12 protein-coding genes are annotated in these 16,145 nt (G+C 68.7%); 7 read left to right on the plus strand and 5 right to left on the minus strand.

What is annotated here, in order from left to right:
• Positions 1 to 45 precede the first annotated feature (45 nt).
• Together HV742_RS03265 and greB are read left to right on the plus strand one after the other, a co-directional pair.
• Positions 46 to 891 carry a 3',5'-nucleoside bisphosphate phosphatase gene (locus HV742_RS03265; protein ID WP_049073252.1) on the plus strand — a complete coding sequence of 282 codons (846 nt, stop codon included), beginning with the start codon at positions 46 to 48 and terminating at the stop codon, positions 889 to 891.
• Positions 892 to 980: 89 nt separating this feature from the next.
• Positions 981 to 1,532: a transcription elongation factor GreB gene (gene greB / locus HV742_RS03270; RefSeq protein WP_049073253.1), complete on the plus strand. Its 552-nt coding sequence runs from the start codon at positions 981 to 983 to the stop codon at positions 1,530 to 1,532.
• Positions 1,533 to 1,760: 228 nt separating this feature from the next.
• On the opposite strand, the gene HV742_RS03275 is transcribed toward greB, so the two are convergent.
• The 3 genes from HV742_RS03275 to HV742_RS03285 form a co-directional block, all read right to left on the minus strand.
• A complete protein-coding gene (locus HV742_RS03275) occupies positions 1,761 to 2,792 on the minus strand; it encodes a DctP family TRAP transporter solute-binding subunit (protein ID WP_049073254.1) in 1,032 nt (343 codons plus the stop codon).
• A 73-nt stretch (positions 2,793 to 2,865) separates the two neighbouring features.
• Positions 2,866 to 4,164 (minus strand): TRAP transporter large permease, encoded by a 1,299-nt coding sequence (locus HV742_RS03280; RefSeq protein WP_049073255.1) that lies wholly within the window; start codon positions 4,162 to 4,164, stop codon positions 2,866 to 2,868.
• Positions 4,161 to 4,712, minus strand: a complete 552-nt coding sequence (locus HV742_RS03285) for a TRAP transporter small permease (RefSeq protein WP_049073256.1) — start codon at positions 4,710 to 4,712, stop codon at positions 4,161 to 4,163. Before HV742_RS03285 ends, HV742_RS03280 begins: the two co-directional genes overlap by 4 nt.
• 366 nt (positions 4,713 to 5,078) lie before the next feature.
• Here HV742_RS03285 and purL point away from each other — a divergent pair, with 366 nt between their 5' ends.
• The gene (gene purL / locus HV742_RS03290; protein ID WP_059271310.1) at positions 5,079 to 9,128 is read left to right on the plus strand and encodes a phosphoribosylformylglycinamidine synthase; all 4,050 of its coding nucleotides are present in this window, start codon (positions 5,079 to 5,081) and stop codon (positions 9,126 to 9,128) included.
• 212 nt (positions 9,129 to 9,340) lie between these two features.
• The gene (locus HV742_RS03295) at positions 9,341 to 10,966 is read left to right on the plus strand and encodes a methyl-accepting chemotaxis protein (RefSeq protein WP_059271308.1); all 1,626 of its coding nucleotides are present in this window, start codon (positions 9,341 to 9,343) and stop codon (positions 10,964 to 10,966) included.
• A gap of 89 nt (positions 10,967 to 11,055) precedes the next feature.
• Here the strand turns inward: HV742_RS03295 and HV742_RS03300 are convergent, their stop codons facing one another.
• The gene (locus HV742_RS03300; RefSeq protein WP_081335470.1) at positions 11,056 to 11,778 is read right to left on the minus strand and encodes a substrate binding domain-containing protein; all 723 of its coding nucleotides are present in this window, start codon (positions 11,776 to 11,778) and stop codon (positions 11,056 to 11,058) included.
• Between the two features lie 36 nt (positions 11,779 to 11,814).
• Positions 11,815 to 12,588 (minus strand): MipA/OmpV family protein, encoded by a 774-nt coding sequence (locus tag HV742_RS03305; RefSeq protein ID WP_175144450.1) that lies wholly within the window; start codon positions 12,586 to 12,588, stop codon positions 11,815 to 11,817.
• 140 nt (positions 12,589 to 12,728) lie between these two features.
• Between HV742_RS03305 and HV742_RS03310 the strand changes: the two genes are divergently transcribed.
• From HV742_RS03310 to HV742_RS03320, 3 genes are all read left to right on the plus strand, one after another.
• On the plus strand, positions 12,729 to 13,397 hold the full coding sequence (locus HV742_RS03310; protein ID WP_059271302.1) for a response regulator transcription factor: 669 nt from the start codon (positions 12,729 to 12,731) through the stop codon (positions 13,395 to 13,397).
• Positions 13,394 to 14,755, plus strand: a complete 1,362-nt coding sequence (locus HV742_RS03315; protein WP_175144451.1) for an ATP-binding protein — start codon at positions 13,394 to 13,396, stop codon at positions 14,753 to 14,755. Before HV742_RS03310 ends, HV742_RS03315 begins: the two co-directional genes overlap by 4 nt.
• 106 nt (positions 14,756 to 14,861) lie before the next feature.
• A complete protein-coding gene (locus tag HV742_RS03320) occupies positions 14,862 to 16,121 on the plus strand; it encodes a hypothetical protein (RefSeq protein WP_175144452.1) in 1,260 nt (419 codons plus the stop codon).
• Positions 16,122 to 16,145 lie beyond the last annotated feature (24 nt).

Raw genomic sequence — 16,145 nt, forward strand, 5'->3', positions numbered from 1 at the left:
CGGCGCCGCTACCCAGGGGGGCGGGGCTTCTCTACAATAGGCTTCATGAACACGCCCGTCCTCAACATCGATTTGCATTGCCATTCCACCGTGTCCGATGGCGCCCTGGCGCCGCGCGACGTGGCGCAGCGCGCGCACGCCAATGGCGTCGATGTCTGGGCCCTGACGGACCACGATGAAGTCGGCGGCCTGGCCGAAGCGGCGGCCATGGCCGGCGAACTCGGCATGCGCTTTGCCACCGGCGTGGAGATCTCGGTGACCTGGGCCGGCCTGACGGTGCACATCGTCGGCCTGCGTTTCGATCCGTCCAACGCGGCGCTGGTCGAGGGGTTGCGCAAGACGCGCTCGGGCCGCGCGGAGCGGGCCCGCCGCATCGGCGAGCGCCTGGCCGACATGGGCATGCCCGGCGCCTACGAAGGCGCGCTGCCGTTCGCCGGCAATCCGGAATTGATCAGCCGCACGCACTTCGCGCGCTATCTGGTCGAAGCCGGCTACTGTCCCGACGTGCAGACCGTCTTCACCAAGCACCTGGGCGATGACCGCCCCGGCCATGTGCCCATGCAATGGGCCACGCTGGCCGAGGCCGTCGGCTGGATCCGCGGCGCCGGCGGCATGGCCGTCATCGCGCATCCGGGGCGCTACAAGTACACGCCGCTGCAGTTCGCCGCGCTGTTCGACGAATTCCTGCAACTGGGGGGCGTGGGCATCGAAGTCACGACCGGCAGCCACACCGTTGAAGAGGCGCGCCAGTATGCCGAGGTGGCGCGCCGCTATGGTTTCCTGGCCTCGCGCGGGTCGGACTTCCACAGCCCCAAGGAAAGCCGCATGGACCTGGGCCGGCTGCCCCCGCTGCCGCCGGACCTGAAACCGGTCTGGCACGACTGGTTCTAGCGCGGGCGGCGCGTCGCCGCCCGGCTCCTGGCATGGCGTGTCCATGCCGCCCTTGAATTGACTGATCGCGCGTCGACCGCGCCGCCGCCATGAACAAAGCATTTGTCAAAGAATCCGACAACGAGGACGACGATGACCTGCCGCAAGCCCAGGCATTGCCGGCCGGCACCAAGAACTACATGACGCCGGAAGGCTACGAGCGCCTGCGCGGCGAGCTGACGCACCTGATGAACGTGGAGCGGCCGGCGGTGGTGCAGGTGGTGTCGTGGGCCGCATCCAACGGCGACCGTTCCGAGAACGGCGACTATCTCTACGGCAAGAAGCGCCTGCGCGAAATCGATCGCCGCATGCGCTTTCTGACCAAGCGCCTGGACATCGCCGAGGTGGTCGACCCGGCCGCCCAGCCGAACCGCGACCAGGTCTTCTTCGGCGCCACGGTGCTGTATTCGGACAAGGCCGGCGAGGAACATACCGTCACCATCGTCGGCGTGGACGAGGCCGAGCCGCTGGCCGGCAAGATCAGCTGGATTTCGCCGGTGGCGCGGGCGCTGATCAAGGCGCGGGAGGGCGACACGGTGGTGCTGCGCACGCCGGGCGGGATCGAGGAACTGGACATCCTGGAAGTGCGTTACCCGGGGTAGCGCGATGCCACGCGGCGGCGTTGCGGCGCCCGCCGCCGGGCGATGAGCGGGAAGGCGCCGAAGGGCGATCCCACGGGCCGGAACGAACTCTCCAAAAGGCGACGGGCGCCGGCTTGTGGCCGGCGCCCGTCTTTGGTGGGCGGGATCTGACGTCCCTGCCTCGGTTGGCGGCTTGCGCCGCCGTTCCCCTGGGGCTTGCTGCTTGTTCGGTATCGTGTCCTGGCCGGATTACTTCTTGCGCGCCGCGATGGACTTCTCGGCCAGGTTGACCAGGTCTTCGCCGATCTGCTTCTTCCACTTGTCGTAGACGGGCTGGGTGACCTTGGCGAAGGCGTCATGCTCGGCCTGGCTGAGCGAGGTCACGGTGACGCCATGGCCCTCGATCTCCTTCAGCAAGGACGGATCTTCCGGCGTGACGCCCTTGCGCGCGATCACGATCTGCTGCTTGCCGGCGTCCAGCGCGGCCTGGCGCACGATGTCGCGGTCCTTCTCCGACCACGAATTCCACACCTCGCGGTTGACCACGAAGATCAGCGGATCGGCCACGTAGTTCCACAGCGTCAGGTATTTCTGGCCGACGGTGTAGAGCTTGGAGCCGGTGTAGATCGACAGCGGGTTCTCCTGGCCGTCGACCGCGCCGCTGGCCAGCGCCGGCTGGGCGTCGGCCCAGCTCATCTGGGTCGGGTTGGCGCCCAGCGCGGTGAACGTGTCGATGTAGAGCGGCGAGCCGACCACGCGCAGCTTCATGCCCTTCATGTCCTCGGGCCGCTTGATCTCGCGCTTGGAGTTGCTGAGCTGGCGGTAGCCGTTCTCGCCCCAGGCCAGCGGCACCACGCCGGCCTTCTCGATCAGCTTGAACATCTCCTTGCCCACGTCGCCCTGCACCAGCGCGTCGATGGCGGCGTAGTCCGGCATCAGGAAGGGCAGCGAGAACAGGTTCAGTTGCTTGATCTGCGGCGACCAGTTGATGGTCGAGCCGACGGCCATGTCGATCACGCCCTGGCGGATGGCGGTGAATTCGCGGGTCTGGTCGCCCTGCACCAGCGAGGTGCCGGGGTAGACCTTGATGTTGATGCGGCCCTGCGTGCGCTCGCGCACCAGGTTGGACCAGATCTCGGCGCCCTGGCCCCACGGGAAAGTGGTGCCGACGACGATGGAGAGCTTGTATTCGGGCTTGTAGTTCTGCGCCTGCGCGGCGGCGGGCAGGCCAACCACGGCGGCGGCGCACAGGGTGGCGCCGATCAGCTTGCGGAAATTCATGTTGCGTCTCCTCTCTTTGCGGGTCTGTCTGTTGTTGTCATGAATGCATGCCGGACGAGCCGGTCCGGGTCCCTCAATAGCCCAGCTTGTGCGGCAGCCACAGCGCCAGCTGCGGGAACACCAGCACCGCCACCAGCACCAGGAACATCGCGCCCAGCAGCCACACCACCCAGCGCACGGTCGATTCCATCGGCACGCGCGCGATGCGGCACGACACCATCAGGTTGACCGCCAGCGGCGGGGTGAACTGGCCCAGCGCGACCTTCAGCGTCAGGATCACGCCGAACCACACCGGATCCCAGTTGTAGGCCTTGGCGATCGGCATCAGGAGCGGCACGAAGATCAGGAAGATGGAGATGCCGTCCAGGAACATGCCGACGGTCATCAGCAGCAGGATCAGCAGCGCCAGCACGCCCCATTCGCCCAGCCCGGAATTGACGATGGCGTGGGTGATCGGGTCGATCACGCTGAGCGTGGACAGGGCCCAGGCGAAGATGCCGGCCAGGGTCACCACCAGCATGATCACGGCCGACAGCTCGGCCGCCTCGCGCAGGATCACGTACAGGTCGCGCAGCTTGATGGTGCGGTGGATGCACATGCCCACGAACAGGCCGTAGAACACCGCCACCACGGCCGCCTCGGTGGGCGTGAACCAGCCCATGCGCATGCCGCCCAAAATCAGCACCGGCGCGGCCAGGCCCCATGAGGCCTCGCGCAGGCTCTTCCAGAACGGCGGACGCGGCAGGTGCGCTTCCAGCATGCCCATCTTGTGCTTGCGCGACAGCCACACGGCCGGCACGATCAGCGCCAGGCCGGCCAGGATGCCCGGCACCATGCCGGCGGCGAACAGCGCCGGCACCGAGGCTTCGGGCACCAGCACCGAATAGATGATGAAGGCCACCGACGGCGGAATCAGGATGTCGGTGGCCGCGCCCGCCGCCACCACCGAAGCCGAGAACGGCCCCGGGTAGCCGGCGCGCGACATGGCCGCGATCATCACCGCGCCCACCGCGGCGGCGCAGGCCGGGCCGGAGCCGGAGATGCCGCCCAGGAACATGGCCACGGCGATCGATACCAGCGGCAGCATGCCCGGGCCGCGCCCGACGATGGCGATGGCGAAATCCACCAGCCGCTTGGCCACGCCGGAGCGGTCGAAGATGGAGCCGACCAGCACGAACATGGGAATCGCCAGCAGCGGGTACTTGGCCAGCCCGGCGTAGAAATTCTGCGGCACGGTCAGCAGGCCATACCAGGGCGTATCCAGGTTGGACAGCACGATGGCCACGGTGCCGCCGATGCCCAGCGCCACGCCGACCGGCACGCCGATCAGCATCAGCGCGATGAAGACCGCGAACAGGATGCCGGCGATCATGCCTGGCCTCCGTCGGCCTTGGGCAGCGGCGCTTTCCACAGGCGCCGCAGCGTGCCCAGCGTGCGCAGCGAGATGGCGGCGGCCATCACCGGCAGCCAGATCGAATACCACCAGGTCGGCACGCCGATGGCGGGCGAGGTTTCCTCGTAGATGAATTCATCGGACACCAGCTTGACCGACAGCACCGTCAGCAGCACGAAGAACGCCAGCACGCAGAAGTTGGCGATCAGCGCCATGATGCGCTGGCGCCGCGGCGAGCCGTTGTCGGCCAGGATCTCGATGCGGATGTGGTGGTTGCGCACGAAGGCCACGCTGCCGCCGGCCATGGTCAGCACGATCAGCAGGAACACCGAGATCTCTTCGGTCCAGGCGAACGACTGGTCGGTGAAGTAGCGCACCAGCACGTTCAGGAAGGTGATGAGGGCCAGCGCCGCCAGCAGGATCACGGCCAGCCAGTCCTCGATCGCCAGCGGCACTTTCACGGCGGGGTCTGTTTCGGCGGGGATGATCGGTTCGACAGGCTCGGCGGGGGCTTCGGGGCGTGACATGTGAGGCGACGGCCAGCGCGGCGGGGCGCTTTCTTGGTATGGGGTCGCTGCATCCTACCGTCGGGGCAAGGGCAGGGGTGTTCGTGTTTTCCCGCGCTGCGGTATGGGTGCAACATGGTGCGTCGCAATAGGCGGGCCGCGCCGGCAGGGCGGCGATGCGCCATAACCCGCGATGGCGGCGGGGTTTGCCCGTCATATTGCTGTGCAGCAGGTCGGACGTTACGTCGCGGAATTCTTTTGTAACAATGGCCAAAGCCGGACGAATTCGGGCCGGATCGGGACAGGGCCGTGCTTCCGTCCGGGAAAACCCGCCAAGCGGGGTAAAATCCTGCTTTTGCTTCCCTCCTTATATACGGCGCCCGCATCGTGTCCCTTGTTCAGCATCTGCCTGGTTCCTCCGTCCTGTCCTCCTTTCGTCGTGACCGCCTGCTGGCGCAACTGAAGGAAGCCGGCCTGCCGGTGGCCGACATTTCCGCCCGCTACGAGCACTTCGTCAGCACCGACGCCGCCCTGACGGCCGAGCAGCAGCAGCACCTGGCCCAATTGCTGGACTACGGCACCCCCGCCACCGGCGAGGCGCCGGCCAAGAGCCTTGCGCTGCTGGTGATCCCGCGCCTGGGCACGATCTCGCCGTGGGCCAGCAAGGCCACCGACATCGCCCACAACTGTGGCCTGTCGGCCGTGCACCGCATCGAACGCGGCGTGCGCTACGTCATCACGCCCGAACGCGGCCTGCTGGGCAGCAAGACGTTCGACGCCGACATGCTGGCGCGCGCGGCCGACTGCCTGCACGACCGCATGACCGAAACCGTGGTCGACGCCAGCTTCGACGGCCAGGCGCTGTTCCAGCCGCTGGCCGGCAAGCCGATGCGCACGGTCGACGTGCAGGCGCGCGGCGCCGCCGCCCTGGTCGAGGCCAACAGCACCCTGGGCCTGGCCCTGTCCGATGACGAGATCGAATACCTGGCCAAGTCGTTCAGCGACCTGGGCCGCGATCCCACCGACGTCGAACTGATGATGTTCGCGCAGGCCAACAGCGAACACTGCCGCCACAAGATCTTCAACGCCCAGTGGGTGATCGACGGCCAGGAGCAGCCCAACACGCTGTTCGGCATGATCCGCGCCACCCACAAGGCGCAGCCGGAAGGCACCGTGGTGGCTTACTCGGACAACGCCGCCATCATGGCCGGCGGCCCGGCGCAGCGCTTCCAGGCCGGCGTGCCCGGGGTGACGGGCGAGGGCGTGGATGGCGCCAAGTACATCCGCCGCGACACCACCGTGCACACCCTGATGAAGGTGGAGACGCACAACCACCCGACCGCGATCGCGCCGTTCCCCGGCGCCTCGACCGGCGCGGGCGGCGAAATCCGCGACGAAGGCGCCACGGGCCGCGGCTCCAAGCCCAAGGCTGGCCTGACTGGTTTCACCGTCTCGCACCTGCGCTTTGACGACGCCACGCAGCCCTGGGAAGCCGACCACCACGGCCTGCCGGACCGCATCGCCTCGCCGCTGTCCATCATGATCGACGGCCCCATCGGCGGCGCCGCCTTCAACAACGAATTCGGCCGTCCCAACCTGCTGGGCTATTTCCGTTCGTTCGAGCAGACCGCCGGCGGCACCCGCTGGGGCTACCACAAGCCCATCATGATCGCGGGCGGCCTGGGCAGCATCGACGCCGGCCTGACGCACAAGGACGTGATTCCCCCCGGCGCGCTGCTGATCCAGCTGGGCGGCCCGGGTTTCCGCATCGGCATGGGCGGCGGCGCCGCCTCCAGCATCAGCATGGGCAGCAACTCGGCCGAGCTGGATTTCGACTCGGTCCAGCGCGGCAACCCCGAATTGGAACGCCGCGCCCAGGAGGTGATCGACCGCTGCTGGCAGCAGGCCGAGAACAACCCCATCATCGCCATCCATGACGTTGGCGCGGGCGGCCTGTCCAACGCTTTCCCGGAACTGGTCAACGACGCCGGCCGCGGCGCCATCTTCGATCTGAAGCGCGTGCCGCTGGAAGAATCCGGCCTGTCGCCCGCCGAGATCTGGAGCAATGAATCGCAGGAACGCTACGTCCTGTCGATCCTGCCCAAGGACCTGGAGCGCTTTGACGCCATCGCGCGCCGTGAACGCTGCCCCTACGCGGTGGTCGGCGTGGCCACCGAGGAACGCCAGCTGCGCGTGGTCGACGGCGAGGGCCTGCCCGGCCTGGACACCATCCGTCCGCAGGGCGAGGCCGAGGTGCGCCCGGTCGACGTGCCGATCGACGTCATCCTGGGCAAGCCGCCGCGCATGACGCGCGACGTGCGCCGCCTGCCGGGCGTGTCCGAGCCGCTCGACCTGGCCGGCATCGACCTGACCGAAGCGGCCTACCGCGTGCTGCGCCACCCCACGGTGGCCAACAAGTCGTTCCTCATCACCATCGGCGACCGCACCGTCGGCGGCCTCTCCAGCCGCGACCAGATGGTCGGCCCGTGGCAGGTGCCGGTGGCCGACTGCGCCGTCACCCTGGCTGACTACCAGGGCTTCCGCGGCGAAGCCATGGCCATGGGCGAACGCACGCCCATCGCCATGCTGAACGCGCCGGCCTCCGGCCGCATGGCCGTGGCCGAGGCCCTGACCAACCTGGCCGCCGCCGACGTGGCGCGCCTGGAAGACATCAAGCTGTCCGCCAACTGGATGGCCGCCTGCGGCGTCGACGGCCAGGACGCCGCGCTGTACGACACCGTGTCGGCCGTCAGCGAGCTGTGCCAGGCCGCCGGCCTGTCGATCCCGGTGGGCAAGGACTCGCTGTCCATGAAGACCTCCTGGGAACAGGACGGCGAGCAGCGCCAGGTGGTGGCGCCGGTGTCGCTGATCGTCACGGCCTTCGCGCCGGTCGGCGACGTGCGCGCCAGCCTCACGCCGCAACTGCGCACCGACGCCGGCGACAGCGTGCTGATCCTGATCGACCTGGGCCGCGGCCTGCACCGCATGGGCGGCTCGATCCTGGCGCAGACCTACAACCAGGTCGGCGAAACCGTGCCGGACATCGACTCGCCGGAAGCCCTGCGCGCCTTCTTCGTCACCATCCGCACCCTGGCCGAAGCCGGCACCATCCTGGCCTACCACGACCGCTCCGACGGCGGCCTGTTCGCCACGCTGGTCGAAATGGCCTTCGCCGGCCGCACCGGCATCTCGGTCAACCTGGACATGCTGACCTTCGACCCGCAATCGGCCGATTGGGGCGACTACAAGATCCGTCCGGAACAGGTGGCGGTGCAGCGCGACGAACTGACGCTCAAGGCGCTGTTCGCCGAGGAAGCCGGCGCCGTCATCCAGGTGCCGGCCGCCCAGCGCGACGCCGTCATGCAGGTGCTGCGCGGCGCCGGCCTGTCGGCCCACTCGCACGTCATCGGCGGCCTGAACGGCGGCGACGAGGTCGAGTTCTACCGCGACGGCAAGAAGGTCTGGGGCCAGCCGCGCGCCGACCTCGGCCGCGCCTGGAGCGAAGTCTCCTACCGCATCATGGCGCGCCGCGACAACCCGGCCTGCGCCCAGGCCGAGCTGGACGTCTGGAACGACACGCAGGATCCGGGCATGAGCCCCAACGTGGCCTTCGACCCGCAGGAAGACGTGGCCGCGCCGTACATCAACAGCGGCAAGCGTCCGCGCGTGGCGATCCTGCGCGAGCAGGGCTGCAACAGCCAGGTGGAAATGGGCTGGGCCTTCGACACCGCCGGTTTTGACGCGGTCGACGTGCACATGACCGACCTGCTGTCGGGCCGCGTCGACCTGGCGCAGGTACAGGGCCTGGTGGCCGTGGGCGGTTTCAGCTACGGCGACGTGCTGGGCGCCGGCGAGGGCTGGGCCCGCACCATCCGCTTCAACAGCAAGCTGTCGGATCAGTTCGCGGCGTATTTCGCTCGCCCCGACACCTTCGCGCTGGGCGTGTGCAACGGCTGCCAGATGATGGCCGCGCTGGCCCCGATGATCCCGGGCGCCGAGCACTGGCCGCGCTTCACCCGCAACCTGTCCGAAAAATACGAGGCGCGCCTGTCGATGGTCGAGCTGGCCAAGTCGCCGTCGATCTTCTTTGCCGGCATGGAAGGCGCGCGCATCCCGGTCGCGGTGGCGCACGGCGAAGGCTACGCCGACTTCTCGCAGCAGGGCGACGCCGGCCGTGTGCTGGCGGCGGCGCGCTACATCGACAACCGCGGCAATGCCACCGAGGCCTATCCGTTCAACCCGAACGGCAGCCCGGGCGGCCTGACCTCCGTCACCACCGCCGACGGCCGCTTCACCGTGATGATGCCGCACCCGGAACGCGTGACCCGCAACGTCATGATGTCGTGGGCGCCCGAGAAGTGGGGCAACGCCGACAGCGGCGGCCAGTTCAGTCCCTGGATGCGCATCTTCCGCAACGCGCGCGCCTGGCTGAAATAAGGCAAGACGGCCGCCGCGGCGGCCTGTTGCAGGCAGTGAGGCAGCCAACAGCCCCACCGGTTATCGGTGGGGCTTTTTCATGGGCGGTCGGCGGGCTTATGGGGCACCACCCATGTAACCCAATGAGATATTTAACTTTTCATTGCAATAAGCCGTAAACAGTCCGACAGCCGCCCAAGGCTGCCCTCCGCAACCCCCGAGTGGCCCTCCCCATGTTCAAGAATCTGAGTATCCGCGCCGTCCTGACGACCGCGCTCTGTATTTTTTTCGCCCTTTTCCTGGTCACCGGCATCGCCGTCTACCAACAGCTGACCTCCAACCGCAGCTCGATCGAGGTGATGCTGGACACCAACCTGGTGCGGGCCAACGCCGTGGACGATGCCGGTTCCGAACTGCTGCGGGCGCGCCTGGTGCTGCTGGCGGCCCAGACCACCTTGCTGGAAGGCAAGAGCATCGACAGCCTGGCGAGCATGCAGCGCCTGGACGGCTACACCAAGAAGGCCGCCGACCTGATCCAGAGCGCGCGCCAGAATCCCGAGACCTCACCCGTCGGCAAGCCCTTGTTCGACGAGGCGCTGGCTGCCTATGAGGTCTATCAGCGCGATGCGATTACGCCGATGATCGCCGCGATCCGCGCCGGCAAGGCGCATGACGCCAGCCGCCTGAACCTGGAAAAGGTCACGCCGCTGGGCATCGCCTTCACCCAGGCAATCCAGAAGTACGTGGACTTTGCCGACGAAATCGGCAAGCGCGTGGCGCGCGAAGCCAACGCCCGCATCAACGGCGCCATCGCCTTCCTGATCGGCCTGCTGGTGGTGGTGGCGGTGCTGGTGGTGGGCCTGTACGCGGTGTTCGCGCGTTCGGTGTTCCGGCCGCTGCACGAGGCCGGCCGCCTGTTCGACCGGATCGCCGGCGGCGACCTGACCAACCGCATCGAGCAGCGCGGCAACAACGAAATCGGCGTGCTGTACGCAGCCGTCAAGCGCATGCAGGACAGCCTGGCGCGCACCGTGGCCGCCGTGCGCCAGGGCGTGGAAGAGATCCACACCGGTTCGCGCGAGATCGCGGCTGGCAACATTGACCTGTCTTCGCGCACCGAGCAGCAGGCCGCCTCGCTGGAGGAAACCGCCGCCAGCATGGACGAGTTGTCGTCCACCGTGAAGAACAACGCCGACAGCTCGCGCAGCGCCTCGCAACTGGCCTCGGCGGCATCCGACGTGGCGACGCGCGGCGGCCAGGCGGTGGGCGATGTGGTGGGCACCATGCGCGCCATCGCCGACAGTTCCAACCGCATCGCCGACATTGTCGGCGTGATCGACGGCATCGCCTTCCAGACCAACATCCTGGCGCTCAATGCCGCGGTGGAAGCGGCCCGCGCCGGCGAGCAGGGCAAGGGTTTCGCGGTGGTGGCCAGCGAAGTGCGCGCGCTGGCGCAGCGCAGCGGCCAGGCCGCCAAGGAGATCAAGGGCCTGATCGACGATTCGGTGCAGAAGGTTTCGATCGGTTCCGACCAGGTCGAAGCGGCCGGCGCCACCATGCAGGAGATCGTGGCGTCGGTGCGCCGCGTGACCGACATCATCAACGAGATCTCCAGCGCCTCGGAAGAGCAGTCGCAGGGCATCCAGCAGGTCAACCAGGCGGTGTCGCAGATGGACAGCGTGACGCAGCAGAACGCCGCGCTGGTCGAGCAGGCGGCGGCATCGGCGGCGTCGCTGGAAACCCAGGCGCAACGCCTGCGTGACGCGGTGGCGGTGTTCAAGCTGCAGACCGGCCGCGTGATCGATGCCGAGGCGCCGGCCCTGGGCCACGGCGCCGAGCCGGCGCTGCTTGGCGCCTGAATGGCCGCCTGAATCGCCGTGCTTCGGGGCGCGGGACGCCTGTGCGTGCCGCGCCTTGTTGATGAGGTGGCGCCGCGCCGCCGTTGCGGTCAGTCCGCCAGCGCCCGTGTCAGGTGCGCGATCAAGGCGCGGGTGCGCGCCGGCAGCCGGGGCGCGCTGGTCAACGCATACAACGCCACCGGTTCCAGCTCCCAATCCGGCAGCACCGCCACCAGCCCCGGCGCGCCGTCGCGCAGCGGCGCGATGCCGGCGCCGCGTGCGGCCAGCTGCCGCGCCATCTCGGGATCCTCCACGCAATAGCGTTCGCGCGTCATGACGACGGCGCGGTCCTGGCCGCGCCGCAGTTGCCAGCGCGCGGGCGCGCCGTGGTCGTCGGCATGCACGCCGATGCAGTCGTGCGCCGCCAGGTCCGCCGGGTGTTCGGGGGCGGGGCGCCGCGCCAGGTAATCGGGGGCGGCATAGAGCCCGGCGCGCAGGGTGCCCAGGCGATGCGCCAGCCAGGACGGGTCGGTGGGCGGTTCCAGCCGGATCGTCAGATCGGGGCGATCCGGCGCCGCGGGCGCGGCCCGCGTCACGCGCAATTGGAACCGCAGGCCGGGATGGCACGCCGCGAAGGCCGCCAGCAGGGGCGCCAGCGCCTGCCGGGTGCCGGCGTCGGGCAGGTCCACGCGCAGCGGCCCGGCGTCGCGGCCCGCCGTGGCCACCTGGCGCGGCAGCGGTGTCAGTGGAATGCCCAGCGCCGCGGCGGCGCGGCCGAAAGCCCCGACGCTGGTGACCTTGGCGAACACTTCCATCCTGGGCAGCGGTTTCATGGCGCGGGTTTCCTGGGAAGGCGCGGCCGGGGCCGCTCAGAAGGCGTAGACCACGCCGACGCTGCCGAACATATTGGTGCGGCGCTCGGTCAGCGGGCTGTCGCGTGCGTCGCCCAGCAGCGTGTTCACGCCAAGCGTGGTGATGGTGCTCCAGCTGGGGTTGATGCGGTACGACCAGGTGGCGAACAGCGCCGCCGACTTGAAGCCGGACCCTGGCGAGTAGGTCGACAGCCCGGCGCGGCTGCTGGCGGCCTGCGAGGAGGTGACGCCGTACCAGGTCTGCATGGCGTCGTGGCTGGCCCACTGCGTGCTGGCGCCGATATTGACGCGATGGGCGCCTTCCTGCCAGGCGGCGTAGGTGGCGCGCAGTTCGAGCGTGCCGCCGTAGCCGCTGCGCGCGGCCTGGCGGTAGGCGGCTCCCAGGGAGAGGGGGCCGGGCGCCCATTCGACGAAGGCGCCGTAGGTGCCGTGGAAATTGATGTCGTCCAGGCCCTTGGTGCGGTCGGCGTCGCTGGAATCGCGGCCCAGGCCCATGCCGACGAACACGCCCGCCTTCCAGTCGGGCGCCAGTGCGGTCTGCAGGCCCATCGCAGGCAGGCCGGCGCGTGGCGAGATGAAGAAATTGCCCGAGTGGTAGTTGACCAACGGCACCGGCAGGGCGCGGTATTCGCGCGAGCCTTCGTAGACCGGCACATAGCCGACGCTCAACCCGATGAAATTGGTGCCAGGTTGATCGGCCTGGGCCGGGGCGGCGGCACAGGCCAGGGCGGCGGCCGTGGCGGCGCCAGTTGCTAACATAGCCAGCTTCATTGCGGGAACTTTCCTTTCTCGTGGACAGGCGCCCGGCGGCGGCCGGAGCGCGACAAGGCGCCATTGTCGGAGCCGGCTTTTAAAAATTCTTTAAATCCAGGACGGCACAATGCGGCGCCATGGAGAGTCAGGGAGCGTTTTTGCAAGTTCTGCTGGTGGAAGACGATGCGATGCTGGGCGACGCCTTGCGCGCCAGCATGGCGCAGGCGGGCATGCGCGTGGACTGGGTGCGCGACGTGCCCGAGGCCCGGCTGGCGCTGGTCGACCACGGCTATGGCGCCGTGCTGCTCGACCTGGGGCTGCCTGGCGGCAGCGGCCTGGCCGTGCTCAAGCATCTGCGCGGACGCTATGACGCCACGCCGGTCCTCATCATCACCGCGCGCGATCGCCTGAGCGAGCGGGTGCAGGGGCTGGATGCGGGCGCCGATGACTATATCGTCAAGCCGTTCCAGCTGGACGAACTGCTGGCCCGGCTGCGCGCCGTCGTGCGCCGCAGCAGCAATTCGGTGGTCTCGGTCCTGCGCTGCCGCGACGTGTCGCTGGACCCGGCGCGGCGGGTGGTGACCCGAGCTGGGGCCGAGGTGACGCTCAGCGCCAGCGAATACCGCACGCTGCTGGCGCTGATGGAGCGCGCCGGCCAGACCGTCAGCCGCGAGCAGCTGGAATCCGCCGTCTACGGCGGCAGCGGCACCATCGAAAGCAATACCGTGGCGGTCTACGTGCACCAATTGCGGCGCAAGCTCGGCGAGGACCTGGTCGCCACCGTGCACGGCCTGGGCTATCGCATTGCCGCGGGGGACGCGCCATGAAGACGCTGCGCAAGCGCCTGACCGTCACGCTGCTGCTGACCTTGTTGTTGACCTGGGCCGCGGTGTTCCTGTGCCAGCAGTACGCCATGAACGAGGCGCGCACCGGCATCCGCGACCAGACCTTGGTCGACTCGGCCAACCAGACCATCCTGTCGCTGCGGCGCGGCCTGCTCGATGAGCGGCCGGACGAACGTTTCAAGTTGCCGCCGTCCAGCCATTTCCGTGGCGAGCGGACCACGGTGCAGATCTGGTCGCTGGCGGACCGGCGCCTGGCGCTGCGCTCGCCGGAATCGCCGGCCCAGCCGCTCAATCCGCATTTCGACGATGGTTTCCGCGACAGCGTGATCCATGGCGAGAGCTGGCGCGTGTATTCGCTCAGCGACGCCTCGGGCCAGGTGCAGGTGCAACTGGCCCGCGCCGACAGCGTGCTGCGGGCCGAGACGGTGGCCGCGTTCAAGCGCGGCCTGGTCATCGTTACTGCCTTGTTCCTGCTGCTGGCGGCGGCCACCTGGATCGTGGTGCGCCAGGCCTTCCGGCCGGTCAACCAGGCCGGCGAGGCGATCCTGCGGCGCGCGCCGTTCGATCTGGCGCCCCTGCCGCTGGACCGCCTGCCGGGCGAACTGCATCCCTACGTGCAATCCATCAACGCCCTGTTGCTGCGCCTGCAGGCCGCCATGGACCACGAGCGCCGCTTCCTGGCCGACGCCGCGCACGAACTGCGCACGCCGCTGGCGGCGCTCAGCGCCCAGACCGAAGTGCTGTTGCAACGCATCGCCGGCACGCCGGCCGCCGACGCCGCCCTGCCACTGCGCGCGGTGGCGCAGCGCACCGCCCGCCTGGCCGAGCAATTGCTGGACCAGGCGCGCATGGACGCGGCCAGCGAATCCGGCGCGGATTTCGGACCGGTGGCGCTGGATACGCTGGTGGTGCTGCTGGTGCGCGATTGCGAAGCGGCCGCGGCGCGCAAGCGCCAGCGCATCCAGCTGGACGTGCAGGCCTGCGGCGCGCGCGGCGACATGGACACGCTGGGGGTGCTGGTGCGCAACCTGCTCGACAACGCCCTGCGCTACACCCCCGAGGGCGGGCAGATCGCCGTGGCGTGTGGGCCGGGCGAGGGCGGCGGGGCCTGGCTGCGGGTGGCCGACGACGGCCCCGGCATCGCGCCGGCCGAACGCGCGCGGGTGTTCGACCGCTTCTACCGCGCGCCGGGCGCCAATGGCGGCGGCAGCGGCATCGGCCTGTCGCTGGTGGCGCAGATCGCCGCGCGCCATGGCGCGGTCGTGGCGTTCGCGCCAGGCCTGAACGGGCGCGGCGTGGGCTTGACGGTCACGTTCCCCGGCAACTTCGCGCCGGCCTGACGCTTGGCCGCCATGCGCCGGGCGAGGGAACCTCGCCGGCTGCTTCGTTACTCACCGGGATGCGGGCAGCTCCCTGCCCGTGGACAACGATGCGCGGAGGAGTCCCATGAACGACATTGCGGCCTTGCGGTCAGGCGCGAATTATCTGCAGCATGAAGTTAGCGATTTGCAGGAAGACCATATCAAGACGGCCAACAATTACTCCCGGCTGGCCCAACTGCTGGATGGCATCGCCGCTTCGAAGCAGGAACACCGGACCAATCTTGAGGCGCAATACCCCACGGCGTTCCAGCCCGATGCCAGGAATGGCGAGGCGGTCGCCAAGGGCGCCGACGAAATTCTGCGGCAGCAGCGATTGGTCCACGAATGCCTGTCCCTGGTGGGAGCGTTGAGCGAAGAAGAGCAGGTCCACGGCGAACAGCTCAATCGCGTCAACGAGCGCCTGCACGACGCCTTGGCGCTGGTCCGGCATGGTCATACGCCTTCGGTCGAGGATGCGACCCGGCTGCGCAGCCATCTGCAGGAAGTGCGCGACGACGTTTCCGCCATGGCCGACCGTCATCAGATGACGCTCCAGGCCCATGCCGCGTTGATGGAAATGATTGGCCAGTTGAAGGCCGAGGCGCCGAATGTGCCACCGCCGGTGCGGGATCCCCGGCAGGCCTTGGACAATATGCGGACGGAAGGGGATATCCAGATTCCCGTGGGCGGCACGGTGGCGCCATCCACCTCGGCGTTCCCCGTGCCGACCTTTTACGCGGTGAGCCGTCGTATCGAGGAGGGGTTGCAGCCTGGCAGCGAGTTGGGCTCGCGCGCCATCGTCAGTGCCGACGAGTCGAGCAGCCAGGTGGTCTGCAACAACCTGGTGCGTATTTCGGCGCAGGATCTCGAGGATCCCGCTCGCCTCGAGCGGGTGGTCCAATCACTCACCCACAATCCCGCCCGGGGCTGCTTTGCGGTCGCCGCGGAACGGCAGGGAGAGCTGACCGCGCCCTCGGAGCAGATATTGTCGGCTCGCATGTTCAACACTGCGATCCTCATCATCGATCCAAAGAAGCTCGACCAACAGGATCAGGAGGGCCTGGGCGGCCTGCTGCTCAATCCGACGGTCAGTACGGAATGCTCGGTGGCCAGGGTCGGCCAGGATGCGATCATTGCCGCGATCGTGCCGCGGCGAACGGGCGGCGACGTAGGCGTTCCCACCCTGCAGGTGGGCGACACGACCGCCAATTTCGAAATGCGCGTTGGCGGCGGCAGCACGGCATTCCACAACCTGACCATGCCTGACTACGCCCAGGGCCTGACCGACTTGCTGCGCGCCAATTCAGATCGGACGATGCTGATCCACCTGACGCGGTTCAAGTAAGCGCAGGGACCGCGCCTGCTCGGC

This window comes from Achromobacter ruhlandii, assembly GCF_902859695.1.
GTDB lineage: Bacteria > Pseudomonadota > Gammaproteobacteria > Burkholderiales > Burkholderiaceae_B > Achromobacter > Achromobacter ruhlandii.

Excerpts from the sequence above, each read along its gene's own strand:
- HV742_RS03265 (WP_049073252.1), top strand. The coding sequence starts at position 46 with ATGAACACGCCCGTCCTCAACATCGATTTGCATTGCCATTCCACCGTG.
- greB (WP_049073253.1), top strand. The coding sequence starts at position 981 with ATGAACAAAGCATTTGTCAAAGAATCCGACAACGAGGACGACGATGAC.
- HV742_RS03275 (WP_049073254.1), bottom strand. The coding sequence starts at position 2,792 with ATGAATTTCCGCAAGCTGATCGGCGCCACCCTGTGCGCCGCCGCCGTG.
- HV742_RS03280 (WP_049073255.1), bottom strand. The coding sequence starts at position 4,164 with ATGATCGCCGGCATCCTGTTCGCGGTCTTCATCGCGCTGATGCTGATC.
- HV742_RS03285 (WP_049073256.1), bottom strand. The coding sequence starts at position 4,712 with ATGTCACGCCCCGAAGCCCCCGCCGAGCCTGTCGAACCGATCATCCCC.
- HV742_RS03295 (WP_059271308.1), top strand. The coding sequence starts at position 9,341 with ATGTTCAAGAATCTGAGTATCCGCGCCGTCCTGACGACCGCGCTCTGT.
- HV742_RS03300 (WP_081335470.1), bottom strand. The coding sequence starts at position 11,778 with ATGAAACCGCTGCCCAGGATGGAAGTGTTCGCCAAGGTCACCAGCGTC.
- HV742_RS03305 (WP_175144450.1), bottom strand. The coding sequence starts at position 12,588 with ATGAAGCTGGCTATGTTAGCAACTGGCGCCGCCACGGCCGCCGCCCTG.
- HV742_RS03315 (WP_175144451.1), top strand. The coding sequence starts at position 13,394 with ATGAAGACGCTGCGCAAGCGCCTGACCGTCACGCTGCTGCTGACCTTG.
- HV742_RS03320 (WP_175144452.1), top strand. The coding sequence starts at position 14,862 with ATGAACGACATTGCGGCCTTGCGGTCAGGCGCGAATTATCTGCAGCAT.